Below are 17,500 nucleotides of genomic sequence, written 5' to 3'. Positions count from 1 at the left end.
CGGAATGTCTTCCCTGCTACGCGCCACCCTGGTCACCCTGGCCCTGCTGACCACCGCCGGCTGCACCAACAAGCCGGTGCTTAACACCCAGCACGAGCTGCCGGCCACCACCCAGGTCAGCGAAGAAAAAATGAAACAGGTGATCGTCGCCGCCCTGCAAAAACGCGAGTGGACGGTACAACGCCTGAGCCCGCAACGGGTGCAGGCCGAGATCACCGTGCGCAACCAGTTCTATGCGGCCATCGATATCCGCTACACCCGCAACAGCTACGCCATCACCTACCGCGACAGCCGCGACCTGGGCTACAAGGACGGCAAGATCCATCGTAACTACAACCGTTGGGTGAGCATGCTGGATCGCGACATCATGGCGGGCTTGCGCTCGGCGGGCATGCAGTAACGCTGATTGTTTGGATCGTTCCCACGCGTGGGAACGATCGGATCTGCGGCGTTACACAGAAGCCTTACGTGTCAGCAGTTCCACAAACGCCTGCGCCATGGGCGACTGCGGGCCTTTGCGCTGCACCAGCCATACCGCCGTTACCGCCTCCGGGTCCAGCAAGGTGCGGTACACCACGCCGTCGATGCGGATACGCTGATAGGAAGCGGGCAGCACTGACACCCCCAGCCCCGCCGCCACCAGGCCGATGATGGTCATCGCTTCACCCGCTTCCTGGGAAAAGCGCGGGCTGAAGCCGGCGTCGCGGGCCAGGTTGAGCAATTGCGCATAGAGGCCGCTACCATAACTGCGCGGGAAGAATACAAAGGGTTCCTCAGCCAACTGCGCCAGGTGCAAACCGCGCTCGCTACCTTGCGCCAGCGGATGCCCGGCGCTCAATACCGCCACCAACGGCTCGCGCATCAGCTCGATCACACTGAGGGAGTCCGGCAACGGCAATGGCCGCATGAACCCGACCTGGATTGTCTCATCCACCAAAGATTCGGCGACTTGGGTGCTGCTCATCTCCTGCAGGCTCAAATGCACGGCCGCAAACGCCTGGCGAAACGCAAAGATCGCCTGCGGGATGCTGGCGGTGAACGGCGCCGACGAGGTAAAGCCGATCTTCAGCTCTCCCAGTTCTCCCATCTGCGCCCGCCGAGCGACGTCCGCCGCTTTATCGACCTGGGCCAGCACCAGGCGCGCTTCGTTCAGGAACAGGCGCCCCGCCTCACTCAACTCGACCCGACGATTAGTACGCTCGAATAACCGCGCGCCCAGTTCCTGTTCCAGCGCTTGAATCTGCTGGCTCAACGGCGGTTGCGAAATCCCCAGTACTTGCGCGGCGCGGCCGAAATGCAGCTCTTCGGCGACGGCGATGAAGTAGCGCAGGTGACGTAATTCCATGCAAGCCTCATTAGGTCGTCAAAGCTATCAAACAGGTCGAACAATATATTGGAAAGAATCATTAGCCAGCTATATTCTTTTTCGTATTGCCGGCCGTGGCCGTCTTTTCCCCGAGGTCCCCCGTGAAATCTGCCGTTGCTGCACACGCTCAAGAAGCCCCGCCCACTGCCCTGGATGAGGTCGTCGCCCAGCTCAACGACGGCTACATCGAAAAAGGCACGCCGATGTTCATGCGCACGGTGCTGGCGCTGTTCTCCGGCGGGTTTGCGACCTTCGCCCTGCTGTATTGCGTACAGCCGATGATGCCGGCGCTGTCCCACGAGTTTTCCATCAATGCCGCACAAAGCAGCCTGATCCTGTCGATCGCCACGGCCATGCTTGCCTTCGGCCTGCTGATCACCGGGCCGATTTCCGACACGCTGGGGCGCAAGCCAGTGATGGTCGCTGCGCTGTTCTGTGCGGCGCTGGCTACGATTGCCAGCGGCTTGATGCCCAACTGGGAGGGCATTCTGCTGATGCGTGCGCTGGTGGGCCTGTCCTTGAGCGGCTTGGCCGCGGTGGCAATGACCTACCTGAGCGAAGAGATCCACCCGCAGCACATCGGCCTGGCCATGGGCTTGTACATCGGCGGCAATGCGATTGGCGGCATGAGCGGGCGCCTGATCATCGGCGTGTTGATTGACTTCGTCAGTTGGCACACCGCAATGCTGATCATCGGCGGCCTGGCGCTGATCGCCGCGACGGTGTTCTGGAAAATCCTGCCTGAATCGCGCAACTTCCGCGCCAGCAGCCTAAAGCCGCGCAGCCTGCTGGACGGCTTCGTGATGCATTTCAAGGACGCGGGTCTGCCGTGGCTGTTCCTGGAAGCCTTCCTGCTGATGGGTGCGTTTGTGACCCTGTTCAACTACATCGGCTATCGCCTGCTGGCCGACCCTTATGACCTCAGCCAGGCCGTGGTCGGCCTGCTTTCGCTGGTGTACCTGTCCGGCATCTACAGCTCGGCGAAAATTGGCGCCCTCGCCGACCGCCTGGGCCGCCGCCGCGTGCTGTGGGGCACCATTGTGCTGATGCTCGCCGGCATGCTCCTGACACTGTTCACCCCCCTATGGCTGGTGGTGCCGGGCATGCTGATCTTTACCTTTGGCTTCTTCGCCGCCCATTCGGTGGCCAGCAGTTGGATCGGCCGCCGTGCGCTGAAGGCGAAGGGACAGGCGTCGTCGCTGTATCTGTTTTGTTATTACGTGGGGTCGAGCGTTGCGGGGACGGCAGGCGGGTTTTTCTGGCACTTTGCCGGGTGGAACGGGATTGGCGCGTTTATCGTGGTGTTGTTGACCGGGGCGCTGTTGGTGGCGTTGAAGCTGGCGAAGTTGGCGCCGTTGAGCCATGTGAAAACCTGAGGTTTTCTGGCTTTAAATGTGGGAGGGGGCTTGCCCCCGATGGCGGTGTGTCAGGCTCAGTATCTGTCACTGATCCACCGCTATCGGGGGCAAGCCCCTCCCACATTGGTTTTGCGTTTACTCGTGATACTGGGCGGACAGTTCATGCACCGCGCGCAAGAACGCACCGGCATGCTCCGGGTTCACTTCCGGCGTGATGCCGTGACCCAGGTTGAACACGTGGCCGGTGCCTTTGCCGTAGCTGGCGAGGATGCGGCCGACTTCGGTGCGAATCGCTTCCGGCTTGGCATAGAGCACGGTGGGGTCCATGTTGCCTTGCAGCGCAACCTTGTTGCCGACGCGACGGCGCGCTTCGCCAATATCGCACGTCCAGTCCAGGCCCAATGCATCGGCACCGGCATCGGCGATGCTTTCCAGCCACAGGCCACCGCCCTTGGTGAACAGGATGACCGGCACTTTGCGGCCTTCGTGTTCACGGATCAGGCCGCTGACAATCTTGCGCATGTAGGCCAGGGAGAATTCCTGGTATGCCGCAGCCGACAGGTTGCCGCCCCAGGTATCGAAGATCTGCACCGCTTGGGCGCCGGCCATGATCTGGCCATTGAGGTAGGACGTGACCGACTGCGCCAGCTTGTCCAGCAGCAGGTGCATGGCGTGCGGGTTGTCGTAGAGCATGGCCTTGGTCTTGCGGAAGTCTTTCGACGAGCCGCCTTCGACCATGTAAGTGGCCAGGGTCCATGGGCTGCCGGAGAAGCCGATCAGCGGCACGCGGCCGTTGAGCTCGCGGCGGATGGTGCTGACGGCATCCATCACGTAGCCGAGGTCTTTGTGCGGATCGGGGATCGGCAAGGCTTCGATATCGGCCAGGGTGCTGACGACTTTCTTGAAACGCGGGCCTTCGCCGGTCTCAAAGTACAGGCCTTGGCCCATGGCGTCCGGGATGGTGAGGATGTCGGAGAAGAGGATGGCCGCGTCCAGTTGTGGGTAGCGGTCCAGCGGTTGCATCGTGACTTCGCAGGCGAACGCAGGATTCATGCACAGGCTCATGAAGTCGCCGGCATTGGCGCGACTGGCGCGGTATTCCGGCAGGTAGCGACCGGCTTGACGCATCATCCACACGGGGGTGACGTCTACGGGCTGCTTGAGCAGGGCACGAAGGAAACGGTCGTTCTTGAGGGCAGTCATGTCGGCATCCGCAAAAAAAGTGCGGGCATTTTCTCAGAGCGCGACGCAAAAGGCACGGAATGCGCCGTGCCTTTTGTCTATCGGGTCAATTTGTCGCGCCAGCTTGAACACAGCACAAAACAAATGTGGGAGGGGGCTTGCTCCCGATTGCAGTGTGTCAGCCAGTGAATCTGGTGACTGATACTCCGCCATCGGGGGCAAGCCCCCTCCCACATTTTGATCCCATTTCAAGCAGGGATCGGGGTCAGACTTGCAGGTAATCCAGGATCCCTTCGGCGGCGTTACGGCCTTCGAAGATCGCGGTTACCACCAGGTCAGAGCCGCGCACCATGTCGCCACCGGCGAAGATTTTCGGGTTGCTGGTCTGGTGCTTGTACTGGCCTTGTTCCGGGGCGACGACGCGGCCCTGGCTGTCAGTCTGGATTTCGAACTGTTCAAACCACGGCGCCGGGCTTGGGCGGAAGCCGAAGGCGATCACCACGGCGTCGGCCGGGATGATCTCTTCGGAACCCGGGATCGGCTCCGGGCTGCGACGGCCACGAGCGTCGGGTTCGCCAAGACGGGTCTCGACCACCTTCACGCCTTCGACGCGATCTTCGCCCACGATAGCGATCGGCTGGCGGTTGTAGAGGAATTTCACGCCTTCTTCCTTGGCGTTCTTCACCTCTTTGCGCGAGCCGGGCATGTTGGCTTCGTCACGACGATAGGCACAGGTCACCGACTTGGCGCCCTGGCGGATCGACGTACGGTTGCAGTCCATCGCGGTGTCGCCACCGCCGAGTACCACGACCTTTTTGCCCTTCATGTCGACGAAATCTTCCGGCGACTTTTCAAAGCCCAGGTTGCGGTTGACGTTGGCGATCAGGAAGTCGAGGGCGTCATACACGCCCGGCAGGTCCTCACCGGCAAAACCGCCCTTCATGTAGGTGTAGGTGCCCATGCCCATGAAGACCGCATCGTATTCGGCGAGCAGTTGCTCCATGGTGATGTCTTTGCCGATTTCGGTGTTCAGGCGGAACTCGATGCCCATGCCGGTGAACACTTCGCGACGGTTGCTCAGTACGGTCTTTTCCAGCTTGAACTCGGGGATGCCGAAGGTCAGCAGGCCACCGATTTCCGGGTTCTTGTCGAACACCACCGGGGTCACGCCGCCACGCACCAGTACGTCGGCGCAGCCCAGGCCCGCCGGACCCGCACCGATGATCGCGACACGCTTGCCGGTCGGTTTGACCTTGGACATGTCCGGGCGCCAGCCCATGGCGAACGCGGTGTCGGTGATGTACTTCTCCACCGAACCGATGGTCACCGCGCCGAAACCGTCGTTGAGGGTGCACGCACCCTCGCACAGACGGTCCTGCGGGCACACCCGGCCGCAGACTTCCGGCAGGGTGTTGGTCTGGTGCGACAGCTCGGCGGCCGCGAGGATGTTGCCCTCCGCCACCAATTTCAGCCAGTTGGGAATGAAGTTGTGCACCGGGCACTTCCATTCGCAATACGGGTTACCGCACCCCAGGCAGCGGTGGGCCTGGTCGGCCGAGTGCTGGGGTTTGAAGGGTTCGTAGATTTCCACGAACTCTTTCTTGCGTTGACGTAACAGTTTCTTCTTCGGATCTTTGCGCCCGACATCGATGAACTGGAAGTCGTTATTCAGACGTTCAGCCATGTTAAAACCTCATCAAACTCTTCAGGCGCATATCACTGCGGGTTGGCACGGATGCTGGAAAGCAACGATTTCAGGTTGGCAGCCTTGGGCTTGACCAGCCAGAAACGACGCAGGTAATCATCGAGGTTCTCGGCGAGGTTACGACCCCATTCGCTGCCGGTTTCCTCAACGTACTCGTCCAGCACGTGCTGCAAGTGGTTGCGGTACGACTCCATGGCCTCGCCGCTGATCCGCTGGATCTCGACCAACTCGTGGTTGACCTTGTCGACGAAGGTGTTGTCCTGGTCGAGCACGTAGGCGAAACCGCCGGTCATGCCCGAACCGAAGTTGTAACCGGTCTTGCCCAGTACCGCGACAAAGCCACCGGTCATGTACTCGCAGCAGTGATCGCCAGTGCCTTCGACCACGGTGTGGGCGCCGGAGTTACGCACGGCGAAACGCTCACCGGCAGTGCCGGCGGCGAACAGCTTGCCACCGGTGGCGCCGTACAGGCAGGTGTTGCCGATGATGGCACTTTCCTGGCTCTTGTAGACGCTGCCTTGAGGCGCAACGATCACCAGCTTGCCGCCGGTCATGCCCTTGCCCACGTAGTCGTTGGCATCGCCTTCCAGGTACATGTGCAAGCCACCGGCGTTCCACACGCCGAAGCTCTGGCCCGCGGTGCCCTTGAAGCGGAAGGTGATCGGCGCTTTCGCCATGCCCTGGTTGCCGTGCTTGCGCGCGATTTCGCCGGAGATGCGCGCGCCGATGGAACGGTCGCAGTTGCAGATATCCAGGGCGAATTCACCACCGCTGGCGTCGTTGATCGAGGAGCCGGCGAGGTCAACCATCTTCTCGGCCAGCAGGCCTTTATCGAACGGCGGGTTGCGGTCCACCTGGCAGAACTGTGGCTTGTCTGCCGGAATGTGGTCGCTGCCCAACAGCGGCGTCAGGTCCAGGTGCTGTTGCTTGGCGGTCTGGCCTTCAAGAATGTCCAGCAGATCGGTACGGCCGATCAGCTCTTCCAGCGAGCGCACGCCCAGCTTGGCCAGCCACTCACGGGTCTCTTCGGCGACGTAGGTGAAGAAATTCACCACCATGTCGACGGTGCCGATGTAGTGATCCTTGCGCAGCTTCTCGTTCTGGGTGGCAACCCCGGTCGCGCAGTTGTTCAGGTGGCAGATGCGCAGGTATTTGCAGCCCAGGGCGATCATCGGCGCGGTGCCGAAACCGAAGCTTTCGGCGCCGAGGATCGCGGCCTTGATCACGTCGAGGCCGGTTTTCAAGCCGCCGTCGGTCTGTACCCGCACTTTGCCGCGCAGGTCGTTGCCGCGCAGGGTCTGGTGGGTTTCGGCCAGGCCGAGTTCCCAGGGTGCGCCGGCATATTTGATCGAGGTCAGCGGCGAAGCGCCGGTGCCGCCGTCGTAGCCGGAAATGGTGATCAGGTCGGCATAGGCCTTGGCCACACCGGCGGCGATGGTGCCCACGCCGGCTTCCGCGACCAGTTTCACCGAGACCAGGGCCTGCGGGTTGACTTGTTTAAGGTCGAAAATCAGCTGCGACAAGTCTTCAATCGAGTAGATGTCGTGGTGCGGCGGTGGCGAGATCAGCGTCACGCCCGGTACTGCATAACGCAGCTTGGCGATCAGACCGTTGACCTTGCCGCCGGGCAGCTGGCCGCCTTCACCGGGCTTGGCGCCCTGGGCGACCTTGATCTGCAGCACTTCGGCGTTGACCAGGTATTCCGGGGTTACGCCGAAACGGCCGGTAGCAACCTGCTTGATTTTCGAGCTCTTGAGCGTGCCGTAGCGCGCCGGGTCTTCGCCGCCTTCGCCGGAGTTGGAACGCGCGCCCAGGCGGTTCATGGCTTCGGCCAGGGCTTCGTGGGCCTCGGGCGACAAGGCGCCCAGGGAAATACCGGCGGAGTCAAAGCGCTTGAGGATCGATTCCAGTGGCTCGATTTCACTGATGTCCAGCGCCGTGTCCAGGGTCTTGACCTTGAACAGGTCGCGGATCATCGACACCGGGCGGTTGTCCACCAGGCTCGTGTATTGCTTGAATTTGGCGTAGTCGCCCTGCTGCACAGCGGCTTGCAGGGTACTGACCACGTCCGGGTTGTAGGCGTGATATTCACCACCGTGCACAAACTTGAGCAGGCCGCCTTGCTGGATCGGCTTGCGCGCGCTCCAGGCTTCGGCCGCGAGGGCTTTCTGTTCGGCTTCGATGTCGACGAAACGTGCACCCTTGATACGGCTTGGCACGCCACGGAAGCTCAGCTCACAGACTTCTTCGGACAGGCCGATGGCTTCGAACAGTTGCGCGCCACGGTACGAGGTGACCGTGGAGATGCCCATCTTCGACAGGATCTTGAGCAGGCCCTTGGTGATGCCCTTACGGTAGTTCTTGAACACTTCGTAAAGGTCGCCCAGTACTTCACCAGTACGGATCAGGTCGCCGAGCACTTCGTACGCGAGGAACGGATAGACCGCCGAGGCGCCGAAACCGATCAATACGGCGAAGTGATGCGGGTCGCGGGCCGTGGCGGTTTCCACAAGGATGTTGGAGTCGCAGCGCAGGCCTTTTTCGGTCAAGCGGTGGTGCACCGCGCCGGTGGCCAGCGAAGCGTGGATCGGCAGCTTGCCGGGGGCAATATGCCGGTCGGTCAGCACGATCTGGGTACGACCGGCGCGCACGGCTTCTTCGGCCTGGTCGGCGACGTTGCGCACAGCGGCTTCAAGGCCAAGGCTTTCGTCGTAATTCAGGTCGATGATCTGGCGGTCGAAACCTGGACGCTCCAGGGTCATCAAGGAACGCCACTTGGCCGGCGAAACGACCGGCGAGCTGAGGATCACGCGGGAAGCGTGCTCCGGCGATTCCTGGAAGATGTTGCGCTCGGCACCGAGGCACACTTCCAGCGACATCACGATGGCTTCGCGCAGCGGATCGATCGGTGGGTTGGTCACCTGGGCGAATTGCTGGCGGAAGTAGTCGTATGGCGTGCGCACGCGCTGGGACAGCACAGCCATGGGCGTGTCGTCGCCCATGGAGCCGACCGCCTCATAGCCTTGCTCGCCGAGCGGGCGCAGCACTTGGTCGCGCTCTTCGAACGTGACCTGGTACATCTTCATGTACTGCTTGAGCTGATCGACGTCGTAGAAAGCCGAGCCGTGGTCGTTGTCTTCCATGGTCGCCTGGATGCGCAGGGCGTTCTTGCGCAGCCATTGCTTGTACGGATGACGGGACTTCAAACGGTTGTCGATGGCGTCGGTGTCGAGGATCTGCCCGGTTTCGGTGTCCACGGCCAGGATCTGCCCAGGGCCTACGCGGCCTTTGGCGATGACGTCTTCGGGCTTGTAGTTCCACACGCCGATTTCCGACGCAAGGGTGATGAAACCGTTGGTGGTGGTGACCCAACGCGCCGGGCGCAGACCGTTACGGTCGAGCAGGCACACCGCGTAGCGGCCGTCGGTCATGACCACGCCGGCCGGGCCGTCCCACGGTTCCATGTGCATCGAGTTGTATTCGTAGAACGCCCGCAGATCCGGGTCCATGGTCTCGACGTTCTGCCACGCTGGCGGAATGATCATGCGCACACCACGGAACAGGTCGATGCCGCCGGTGACCATCAGCTCGAGCATGTTGTCCATGCTGGAGGAGTCCGAACCCACGCGGTTGACCAGCGGGCCGAGCTCTTCCAGGTCCATCAGATCGTTGGCGAACTTGGTGCGACGGGCCACGGCCCAGTTGCGGTTGCCGGTGATGGTGTTGATCTCGCCGTTGTGGGCGAGGAAGCGGAATGGCTGGGCCAGCGGCCATTTCGGCAGGGTATTGGTGGAGAAGCGCTGGTGGAACACGCAGATTGCGGTTTGCAGGCGCTCATCGCTCAGGTCCGGATAAAAGGCGGTGAGGTCCGCCGGCATCATCAGGCCTTTATAAATGATGGTCTTGTGGGAAAAGCTGCAGATGTAGTGGTCGGTGTCGGCGGCGTTGAGCACCGACGAGCGACGACGCGATGTGAACAGCTTGATCGCCATGTCCTGGTCGCTCAGGCCGTCGCCTGCGATGAACACTTGTTCGATCTGCGGCAGACGCTCCAGGGCCAGGCGGCCGAGGACGCTGGTGTCGATTGGCACTTTGCGCCAGCCGACGAGTTGCAGGCCGGCGGCAACGATCTCGCGGTTCATGTTCTCGCGAGCGGCTTGGGCTTTGACCGGGTCCTGGTTGAAAAACACCATGCCCACGGCGTACTGCTTGGGCAGTTCGACGGCGAAATGCTCTTTGGCGACAGCGCGCAGGAACTGGTCGGGCTTTTGAATCAGCAAGCCGCAGCCGTCACCGGTCTTGCCGTCGGCGTTGATCCCACCGCGGTGGGTCATGCAGGTCAGGGCCTCGATGGCCGTTTGCAAAAGGGTATGACTGGGCTCGCCCTGCATGTGGGCTATCAGGCCGAAACCGCAGTTATCCTTGAATTCATCGGGTTGGTACAGACCTGCTTTCATAGACACTTTCTCACCAGGCTGCCTCTTATACCGAGGCAAATTTCTTTTCAATTCAACCGGTTACCTTCCACGCCGAACGTACGCCGGCTTAGCGGGGGCAAAAGGGAGGTCATTGTACACACCGACACAGACGCTCACAAATTTAGCGACGAAATGTCGCAAATCTATGTCGCATTTATGAAAGGTTTAAAGCGATATGCTGTGCTAGTCAAAACTTTTTTAATTCTGACCGCTACGACTCAAAAGCTACTATGACGCAGACACCACAAAGCGCGCGGCCTTCAGGGCTGCACGCTGTTGTAGTTTTTTTGAGGTGCCGGGAGGGCGGCCTGGGTAAGGCCGCCGGATCTTCAGCGAGTTGTTGCCAGTTCTTGTTGAACGCTGGCAACAGTGCGAGGCCAAGGTTTACCAGCCTGAACCTTCGCTGGCAAGGCCTTGATGGCGGAATCGGCTGCGGCGCGGCTTGGGAAGCTGCCGTAAGTGATCACATACAGCGGCTTGCCATTGAGTACTTTCTTGAAATAACGGTACTGGCCGCCCTGCTCCTTGACGAACGCCTGGGCATTGGCCTCGGAGCTGGTGCCGAGGATCTGCACCACGAAGTTACCGGTAGGCTGGCTGCTGTACCAGCTGCTGCCAGCAGCACCGGCCTTGGCAACGGTGGCCGCAGGTTTTTCAGCAGGCTTGGCCGCCGGTGTTGGCGCTGGAGCGGGCTTGGCGACCGGTGCTGGCTTGGCCGTGGCGACCGTTGGCGCGGGGGTCGGCTTGGCGACTGGCGCAACGGGGGCAACCGGCGTCGCTGGCGTACCGGCAGGCACGCCCGCAGGCGGCGCGGTGGTGGTGACGGTCGGTGGCGTGGCGCTGGAGCCTTCCACCGGCACGCCGTCGTCGCCTTCGGAGATGCCACCGGCTTCTTCAGCCAGCGGGCCGCGCATCACAGGTTGGCCGACCATCGGCAGGTTGGTCGGTTGGCCGGAGTTGGCGAATTCGACATTTGGCGTGGGTTTGCCCAGTGGCAACTGCGCCTGTTCGGTTGGCGCGCCGGCGGTTGTCGGTGCCTTGCTGCGACCTGGGATCAACCAGGCGGCGGCAACAGCGACCACGACAACGGCGGAAATAGCCAATACGTGCTTCTTAGGCATAGTGAACCCCATCTTTGGACGCTTGACCGCGGAGCGGCTGGCAATCATGGCTTCGATCATTGCATCGCGGGCAACCTGATTGATGTTGCCAGGCCAGCCATCGGAGCTTTCGTGAATATCAGAGATCTGCGCAGCGGAGAAAAGTTCGATACCGGCCCCGGCACCTTCGAGGCGCTGCGCCAGGTATTCGCGGGTCTCTTCTTCTTCGTACGGCTGCAATTCGATGACGTGGAACAGCTCTTGCTCACCGCTGATCTGCTCCAGATCGGCGATCAACGACGACTCGCCAAACAGGAACACATGGGGACGACCTTCCGGCGTACCCGCGGCCAGCGCCAACAGTGCTTCCAGGGCGGACTCGTCGAGCTGCTCGGCATCATCCACCAGCAGATAGACTTCCTGGCCGGTCAGGCCCAGTTGCACCACCTGCTTGAGGATCGCGTTAGGCTCAGCGTTGGCGACGTCCAGCGCCTGCGCCACCTGGCGCAATACGCCGGCCGCATCACCGGCACCACGGGCCGAGACCACCACGCTCTGCACCGATTGCTTGTTGGTGCTGGCGACCAGCGCCTGGCGCAGCAAGGTCTTGCCGCTGCCCAACGGCCCCGTGACCACCAGCAGCAACTGGCTGTAGCGCGCGAGGTGGTGCAATTGCCCCAACACCGGCTTGCGCTGGGCAGGGAAGAATTTGAAACCTGGCACCCGAGGCGCGAAAGGGTCGTGGCTCAGGTGGTAATGGCCGAGGAACGCCTCGTCGGCATGCAAACTAGTCATCGGGTCTTATTAACCTTTGAGCTGGGCCAGGGCGCGGTAATCCGCTCCCAGCGTGGCCTGTAGAATCTCTTTCGGATAATCGTCGGTCACCACTGCTTCGCCCATGTGGCGCAACAGCACCAGGCGCAGTCGACCGTCGATCACTTTCTTGTCTATTGCCATGTGTTCCAGGAAATCCGCCTCGGTCATTTCAGACGGCGGGATCACCGGCAAACCGGCGCGCTGGAACAGACGGATACCGCGATCACGCTCCTGGGCACTGATCCAGCCCAGGCGCTGCGACATCTCCAGCGCCATCACGGTGCCAGCCGCTACGGCTTCCCCATGCAGCCACACACCATAGCCCATGTGCGTTTCGATCGCATGGCCGAAGGTGTGGCCCAGGTTCAGGGTAGCCCGTACACCGGACTCCCGTTCGTCGGCATTCACCACCAGCGCCTTGGCCGCACATGAGCGGGAAATCGCCTCGGTGAGTGCCACCTGGTCAAGGGCGCGCAAGGCGTCCATGTGTTCCTCGAGCCAGGTCAGGAAGGGCTCATCGCAGATCAGCCCGTACTTGATGACTTCGGCCAGGCCCGCCGACAGCTCGCGGGGCGGCAAGGTGTTAAGGGTCGCGGTGTCGATCAGCACGGCCTGCGGCTGATAGAACGCGCCAACCATGTTCTTGCCCAGCGGGTGATTGATGCCGGTCTTGCCGCCCACCGACGAATCGACCTGGGACAGCAACGTGGTCGGCACCTGGATAAAGTCCACGCCACGCTGGTAGCAGGCAGCCGCGAAGCCGGCCATGTCGCCGATCACACCGCCGCCCAGGGCGACCACCGTGGTGCGGCGGTCATGCCGTGCGGTCAGCAGGCCATCGAAAATCAGTTGCAGGGTTTCCCAGTTCTTGTGGGCTTCGCCGTCGGGCAGGATCACCGAGATCACCGAGTACGCTGCCAGGCTGCGGCTCAGGCGCTCCAGATACAGCGGCGCCACCGTTTCATTGGAGATGATCGCCACTTGCCGACCGGCAATATGCGGTGCGAGCAGCTCAGGCTGGTCCAACAGACCTTCGCCAATATGGATCGGGTAGCTGCGCTCGCCTAGATCGACCTTAAGTGTCTGCATGTGTCCCCGCGTTGAAGATATTTTGACGACCGGTAACGCCTGGGTCAGACGCTGCCTAATGGCTCTACGCCATACCCCGCAAGGTCATGGCGCGCCGCCGAGAATAGCGCATTTGCGGCCAGGCTTTAACGGGGTGGTAACCGTTGCAGGCGCTCAAGAATATCGAGCACCACCATTCGAGGCGGCCGTTCATCGGTTTCCACCACCAGATCGGCGATTTCTCGATAAAGCGGATCGCGCAGCGCAAGCAGGTCGCGCAGGGTTTTTTCCGGATTGGCCGTGCGCAGCAACGGACGATTGCGATCACGGGCGGTGCGACCCACCTGCTGCTCGACCGAGGCGTGCAGATAGACGACCCGTCCACCGGCATGCAGCGCGCGACGGTTTTCATCGCGCATCACCGCGCCGCCGCCGGTGGCCAATACCACGCCATCGCAACCGCACAGCTCGGCAATCATCGCCTGCTCGCGGTCGCGAAAGCCCAGTTCGCCTTCCTTATCGAAGATCCATGGGATATTGGCACCCGTGCGCAATTCAATTTCCTTGTCGGAATCTTTGAATGGCAGGCGCAGCTCTTTGGCCAGCAAACGGCCGATGGTGCTTTTTCCAGCGCCCATCGGCCCTACAAGAATCAAATTTCGCACAGAATCAACGACTCACAGCAATCGCCTGGTTATTCATGATACGCGGAGTCAGGAACACCAGCAGCTCGGATTTTTTCTCCGCCCGCACATCGCGCCGGAAAAGGCGGCCAAGATACGGCACATCGCCCAAAAATGGCACTTTATCTAGCACTTTGCTTTGGGTAGTGGAGAAAACCCCGCCGATGACAATGGTCTCGCCGTCCTTGACCAGGACCTTGGCGTTGACCTCGTTTTTCTTGATCGGCGGAACGTCGTTGAGCTTGTTCAGGTAGTCGGGCTCGTCCTTGGTGACCCTGACCTCCATGATCACATGGTCATCGGGTGTGATCTGCGGCGTGACCTCCAGTGACAGCGAGGCTTCCTTGAACGACACCGAGGTCGCGCCCTGGGACGTGGATTCCTGGTAGGGAATCTCGGTGCCCTTGAGGATGCGCGCGGTTTCCTTGTCAGAGGTGACAACCTTGGGCTGTGAGACGATTTCGCCGTTGCCGGATTTTTCCATGGCGGTCAGTTCGAGGTCGAGCAGCAGGTTGTTGGTGATAAAGGCGAGCCCCAGGCCAGAGGTGCCGGTCAGCGAACCCAGGTCGACAAAGGGTGAGCTGGGTGAGTTCTCGGGGGGCTGAGTACCGTCCGCCTGGGGCTTGGGGATCCCGCCGGCGCCCCAATTGCCGCGATCAAGCCGCCCGCCCCAGCGCACCCCCAGGCTTTTGTCGTAATCGACATTGGCCTCGACGATGCGCGCCTCGATCATCACTTGGCGCACCGGCACGTCCAACTGCGCCACGATCCGCCGCAGTTCTTCCAGCCGCTCACTGGTCTGATAGGCAATGATGTTGTTGGTGCGATCGTCTACCGCCACCGAGCCGCGCTCGTCGGTCGCGCCTTCAAAGCCGGTCACTGACTGGAACAGCTTGGCGAGGTCGGCTGCCTTGGCGTAATTGACCTGCAGCAACTCCCGGCGTAACGGCGCCAGATCAGCCAATTGCTTGCGCGCCTCCAGCGTCAGCAGCTCGCGAGCGGCCAATTCATCAGCGGGAGCAACCAGCAATACGCCGGCCTTGACCCGCTTGTCCAGGCCCTTGGCTTGTAATACCAAGTCCAGCGCCTGATCCCAGGGCACATCCTTGAGCCGTAGGGTGATCGCGCCTTGCACTTCGTCACCGGCCACCAGGTTGAGGCCTGCGACGTCGGCGATCTGCTGCAATGCCGCGCGCAACGCGATGTTCTGGAAATTAAGGCTCAGCTTGTCGCCCGTGTAACCCACCGCAGGTGGGCTTACGGGCGGCGGCAGGTGGATCAGGTCGACGCGATTGGGTACAGCAGCAGCCATCGGCGCCGTGAACGCTATCCATAGCGCCACACCGAAGGACGAGAAAATCCTTTTCATTGTTTGATTCCGTTATGAGTTGACGTTCAGCACCAGTGTTCTAGGACGCTCCAGCCAGAGGCCCTGTTCATCGGGAAAGCGCTCGACCAGTTCGACATGCCCGTCCTGAATGGACAGGACCTGGCCATGATCCGGCCCCAGGTAATCACCGACCGCCAGCCGATGCACCGTCGATCCGGCACGCAACAACGCGAAGGTCTGCCCACCGCCCGACAGCGTACCGACCATGTTGAACTGGTCGGTGGCAATGCTCTCCAGCGGCCCGCGGGGCCGAGTGAGATCCGGTGCAAGCACTGGCCGCCCAGGTGTGTGATCCGGTTGCAAGGCCAGCATTTGGAACGGGTCGCGCAGGGAGGATGAGTCATAGACAAAGCGCGGGGTCGGGACGACTGTCTGGGACGCTTTGCTTGCCTGGGCCGTGCCTCGATAGGTCTTGGCCAGCAGTTCAAGACGTAACAGGGCACCCTCAGGCCGCAGCGCCAGGTCATGCACCGTGACGATGCGCCGCAAGCCGCCAAGGGCACTGACGAACGCCGCCAAGTCGTGATACGCCCCGGTCGCGCCCATCTTCAAGGGCTGCTCGACATGGAACAGCAGCGACGCCTCCTCCAGCACCTCGACGTTCTCGACCCAAACGCCTTTGGCAACCGCCAGCCGTGCGATGTCTTCAAGCAAGGCCGGCACTGCGGACTCGCCGTGCAACTGCCCTTGAAGGTCCGCCACAGCCTCTTCCATCAACCTGACTCGCTCGGTGTGAGCCTCAAGCTCGGCGGCCACGCCGGCTTTTTCGTCAAACTGCTGCTGCAGCACCTGTTCCCGCGCCTCGAACCCGTGCAATCGCTCCCGCGAAGGCCCCAGGTACAACACCTCGCCTACCAACAGCACCAGGCCGGCGAGCGCGCAGCTAAGCAGAGCCCTTCCAGGCCAGGGCCATGTTGCAGCGTTGTGGGAGAGTGCGGAAAAGTCGAGCCTGGGCAGGCTCATGGGTGAGCCTCGATAGTTTCCCCCTGACGCACCATCAGCTGAAACTCATGATCGCCGCGCTCACCCTCGGCCCGGACACGCTCGAGCCGTGCGGAGTGGCCGCCTTGCGAGGCCTCCAACCGGCGCATCAACTGGGCGATATCCTGGTTGCTGTCTGCACTGCCGCGAATGCTGAGGGTATCCCCACTCGCGACCACTTCGTGCAGGTGGACCCCGTCGGGCATCGCGCGAGCCAATTGGTCGAAGAGCCGGGCGCCGGAAGAGCGGGCGTCGTGCAGGTCCTGCACAACCTTCATGCGTTGGGCCAATTGCTGGCTTCGCTCCTGCAGATCGTCGATGGTCTTGATTCGCGCGTCTTGTACCGCGACTTCCCCGCCCAGGCGGACGTTGCGGGTGACCTGCCGGTCTATCGCCTGGTCGATCACCTGATCCGCCAGCCACACCGCCGCGAGCGCCAGGCAGGCAAACGCCAGCAACAGCGCCAGGAAATATTTGCGGCGCCGCTGCGCCAGCATCCGGCGCCAGGGCAAAAGATTGATTCGTGTCATCCAGCGAAACTCCTCAGGGCCAACCCGCAAGCCACTCCCATCCCTTGGGCATCGGCGGCCCATTGTGCGCCATCGACTCGATGACCCGGCGTGAAGCTGGCAAAATCCTGACGGCAAGCGCGCTCTAATGCAAACGCTTCGACATCCACCACCCGTGCCACCAGCCCGGCCAGGGCCAATACCGCCTCGCGGGCCTCGACCTGCTCAAGCAAGCATGCCGCCAGCAATACCTCGACCCGCCCGGCTCCATGAGGTGACGGTCCGCGCACCTGAAAATCCAGGGCAACTTCGTCCAAAGGGTAAGGAATGTACTGGTCGGCCTCCATCTGTATCTGCCAAGCCATTTCTTCATCGCTGAGGTTCGCGTCCATGTCCACCACCCGAGTAATCACTGAAGGGCCCGACACCGCCACGGCCGCACTCCTGGCTCCACTGTGCAGCCCGGATAACGCCTGGCGCAGCGTGCGCCCCACCCCTTCCAGGTCAAGCAACGTGCCATCGACCACCGTATGCGCCGGCAATCCCTGGGTGGCATACCCCTGAATGCTGAAACCCTGCGCCGAACGGCCCAGTTCGACCAGCCTGATCCCCTGATCGTTGATGTCAACGCCGAGAACGACGTCGAGTTTTCGCCTGAAAAATCCCTTTCCCATAAAACTCCCTAAAGCTTTGCCTGTCATACCGCCTGATTGCCGCCGGGCAGCGTGCATTCGGTCGACTTGTTTGAGCCGCGCCAATGACGCCCGAAGGCGAAAAATGCTTTAATGCCCAGCGTTTTTTCCCGCTTTTTATCTGCTGCCCGGGTCGATCCATCGTTTGCCATGCATGCCCCGACGCGTAACT

14 protein-coding genes are annotated in these 17,500 nt (G+C 61.8%); 2 read left to right on the top strand and 12 right to left on the bottom strand.

The window, feature by feature from the left end; translation table 11 throughout:
- The first annotated feature begins 4 nt into the window (after nt 1-4).
- Nucleotides 5-400, top strand: a complete 396-nt coding sequence (locus QF045_RS05085) for a hypothetical protein (RefSeq protein WP_306491299.1) — start codon at nt 5-7, stop codon at nt 398-400.
- A 51-nt stretch (nt 401-451) separates the two neighbouring features.
- Here the strand turns inward: QF045_RS05085 and QF045_RS05080 are convergent, their stop codons facing one another.
- Nucleotides 452-1,345: a LysR family transcriptional regulator gene (locus tag QF045_RS05080; protein ID WP_306491298.1), complete on the bottom strand. Its 894-nt coding sequence runs from the start codon at nt 1,343-1,345 to the stop codon at nt 452-454.
- A gap of 170 nt (nt 1,346-1,515) precedes the next feature.
- Here QF045_RS05080 and QF045_RS05075 point away from each other — a divergent pair, with 170 nt between their 5' ends.
- Nucleotides 1,516-2,742, top strand: a complete 1,227-nt coding sequence (locus tag QF045_RS05075; protein WP_373424471.1) for an MFS transporter — start codon at nt 1,516-1,518, stop codon at nt 2,740-2,742.
- A 117-nt stretch (nt 2,743-2,859) separates the two neighbouring features.
- Here QF045_RS05075 and hemE read toward each other — a convergent pair whose 3' ends face one another.
- The 11 genes from hemE to QF045_RS05020 form a co-directional block, all read right to left on the bottom strand.
- A complete protein-coding gene (gene hemE / locus QF045_RS05070) occupies nt 2,860-3,927 on the bottom strand; it encodes a uroporphyrinogen decarboxylase (RefSeq protein WP_306491296.1) in 1,068 nt (355 codons plus the stop codon).
- Nucleotides 3,928-4,171: 244 nt separating this feature from the next.
- Nucleotides 4,172-5,590, bottom strand: a complete 1,419-nt coding sequence (locus tag QF045_RS05065; protein ID WP_003171228.1) for an FAD-dependent oxidoreductase — start codon at nt 5,588-5,590, stop codon at nt 4,172-4,174.
- A 32-nt stretch (nt 5,591-5,622) separates the two neighbouring features.
- Nucleotides 5,623-10,068, bottom strand: a complete 4,446-nt coding sequence (gene gltB / locus QF045_RS05060) for a glutamate synthase large subunit (protein WP_306491295.1) — start codon at nt 10,066-10,068, stop codon at nt 5,623-5,625.
- A gap of 350 nt (nt 10,069-10,418) precedes the next feature.
- Nucleotides 10,419-11,984: an SPOR domain-containing protein gene (locus tag QF045_RS05055; RefSeq protein ID WP_306491294.1), complete on the bottom strand. Its 1,566-nt coding sequence runs from the start codon at nt 11,982-11,984 to the stop codon at nt 10,419-10,421.
- A 9-nt stretch (nt 11,985-11,993) separates the two neighbouring features.
- The gene (gene aroB, locus QF045_RS05050) at nt 11,994-13,094 is read right to left on the bottom strand and encodes a 3-dehydroquinate synthase (RefSeq protein ID WP_124384768.1); all 1,101 of its coding nucleotides are present in this window, start codon (nt 13,092-13,094) and stop codon (nt 11,994-11,996) included.
- 125 nt (nt 13,095-13,219) lie between these two features.
- Nucleotides 13,220-13,738: a shikimate kinase AroK gene (aroK, locus tag QF045_RS05045; RefSeq protein WP_003171222.1), complete on the bottom strand. Its 519-nt coding sequence runs from the start codon at nt 13,736-13,738 to the stop codon at nt 13,220-13,222.
- Nucleotides 13,739-13,742: 4 nt separating this feature from the next.
- The gene (locus tag QF045_RS05040; RefSeq protein ID WP_306494856.1) at nt 13,743-15,068 is read right to left on the bottom strand and encodes a type IV pilus secretin PilQ; all 1,326 of its coding nucleotides are present in this window, start codon (nt 15,066-15,068) and stop codon (nt 13,743-13,745) included.
- 69 nt (nt 15,069-15,137) lie between these two features.
- Entirely contained in the window at nt 15,138-16,109 is a 972-nt protein-coding gene (locus QF045_RS05035) for a pilus assembly protein PilP (RefSeq protein WP_306491293.1), read from the bottom strand.
- Nucleotides 16,106-16,657 (bottom strand): PilN domain-containing protein, encoded by a 552-nt coding sequence (locus QF045_RS05030; RefSeq protein WP_306491292.1) that lies wholly within the window; start codon nt 16,655-16,657, stop codon nt 16,106-16,108. Before QF045_RS05030 ends, QF045_RS05035 begins: the two co-directional genes overlap by 4 nt.
- On the bottom strand, nt 16,654-17,310 hold the full coding sequence (gene pilM / locus QF045_RS05025; RefSeq protein WP_306491291.1) for a type IV pilus biogenesis protein PilM: 657 nt from the start codon (nt 17,308-17,310) through the stop codon (nt 16,654-16,656). The genes QF045_RS05030 and pilM overlap by 4 nt, the downstream gene beginning before the upstream one ends.
- A gap of 23 nt (nt 17,311-17,333) precedes the next feature.
- Nucleotides 17,334-17,480: a hypothetical protein gene (locus QF045_RS05020; RefSeq protein ID WP_306491290.1), complete on the bottom strand. Its 147-nt coding sequence runs from the start codon at nt 17,478-17,480 to the stop codon at nt 17,334-17,336.
- Between the last annotated feature and the right edge of the window lie 20 nt (nt 17,481-17,500).

The organism is Pseudomonas sp. W4I3, from assembly GCF_030816195.1.
In the GTDB taxonomy this organism is placed as follows: domain Bacteria; phylum Pseudomonadota; class Gammaproteobacteria; order Pseudomonadales; family Pseudomonadaceae; genus Aquipseudomonas.
Note: the sequence above shows the minus strand (reverse complement) of the source record. Positions and strands in the feature narration are given on the sequence as shown.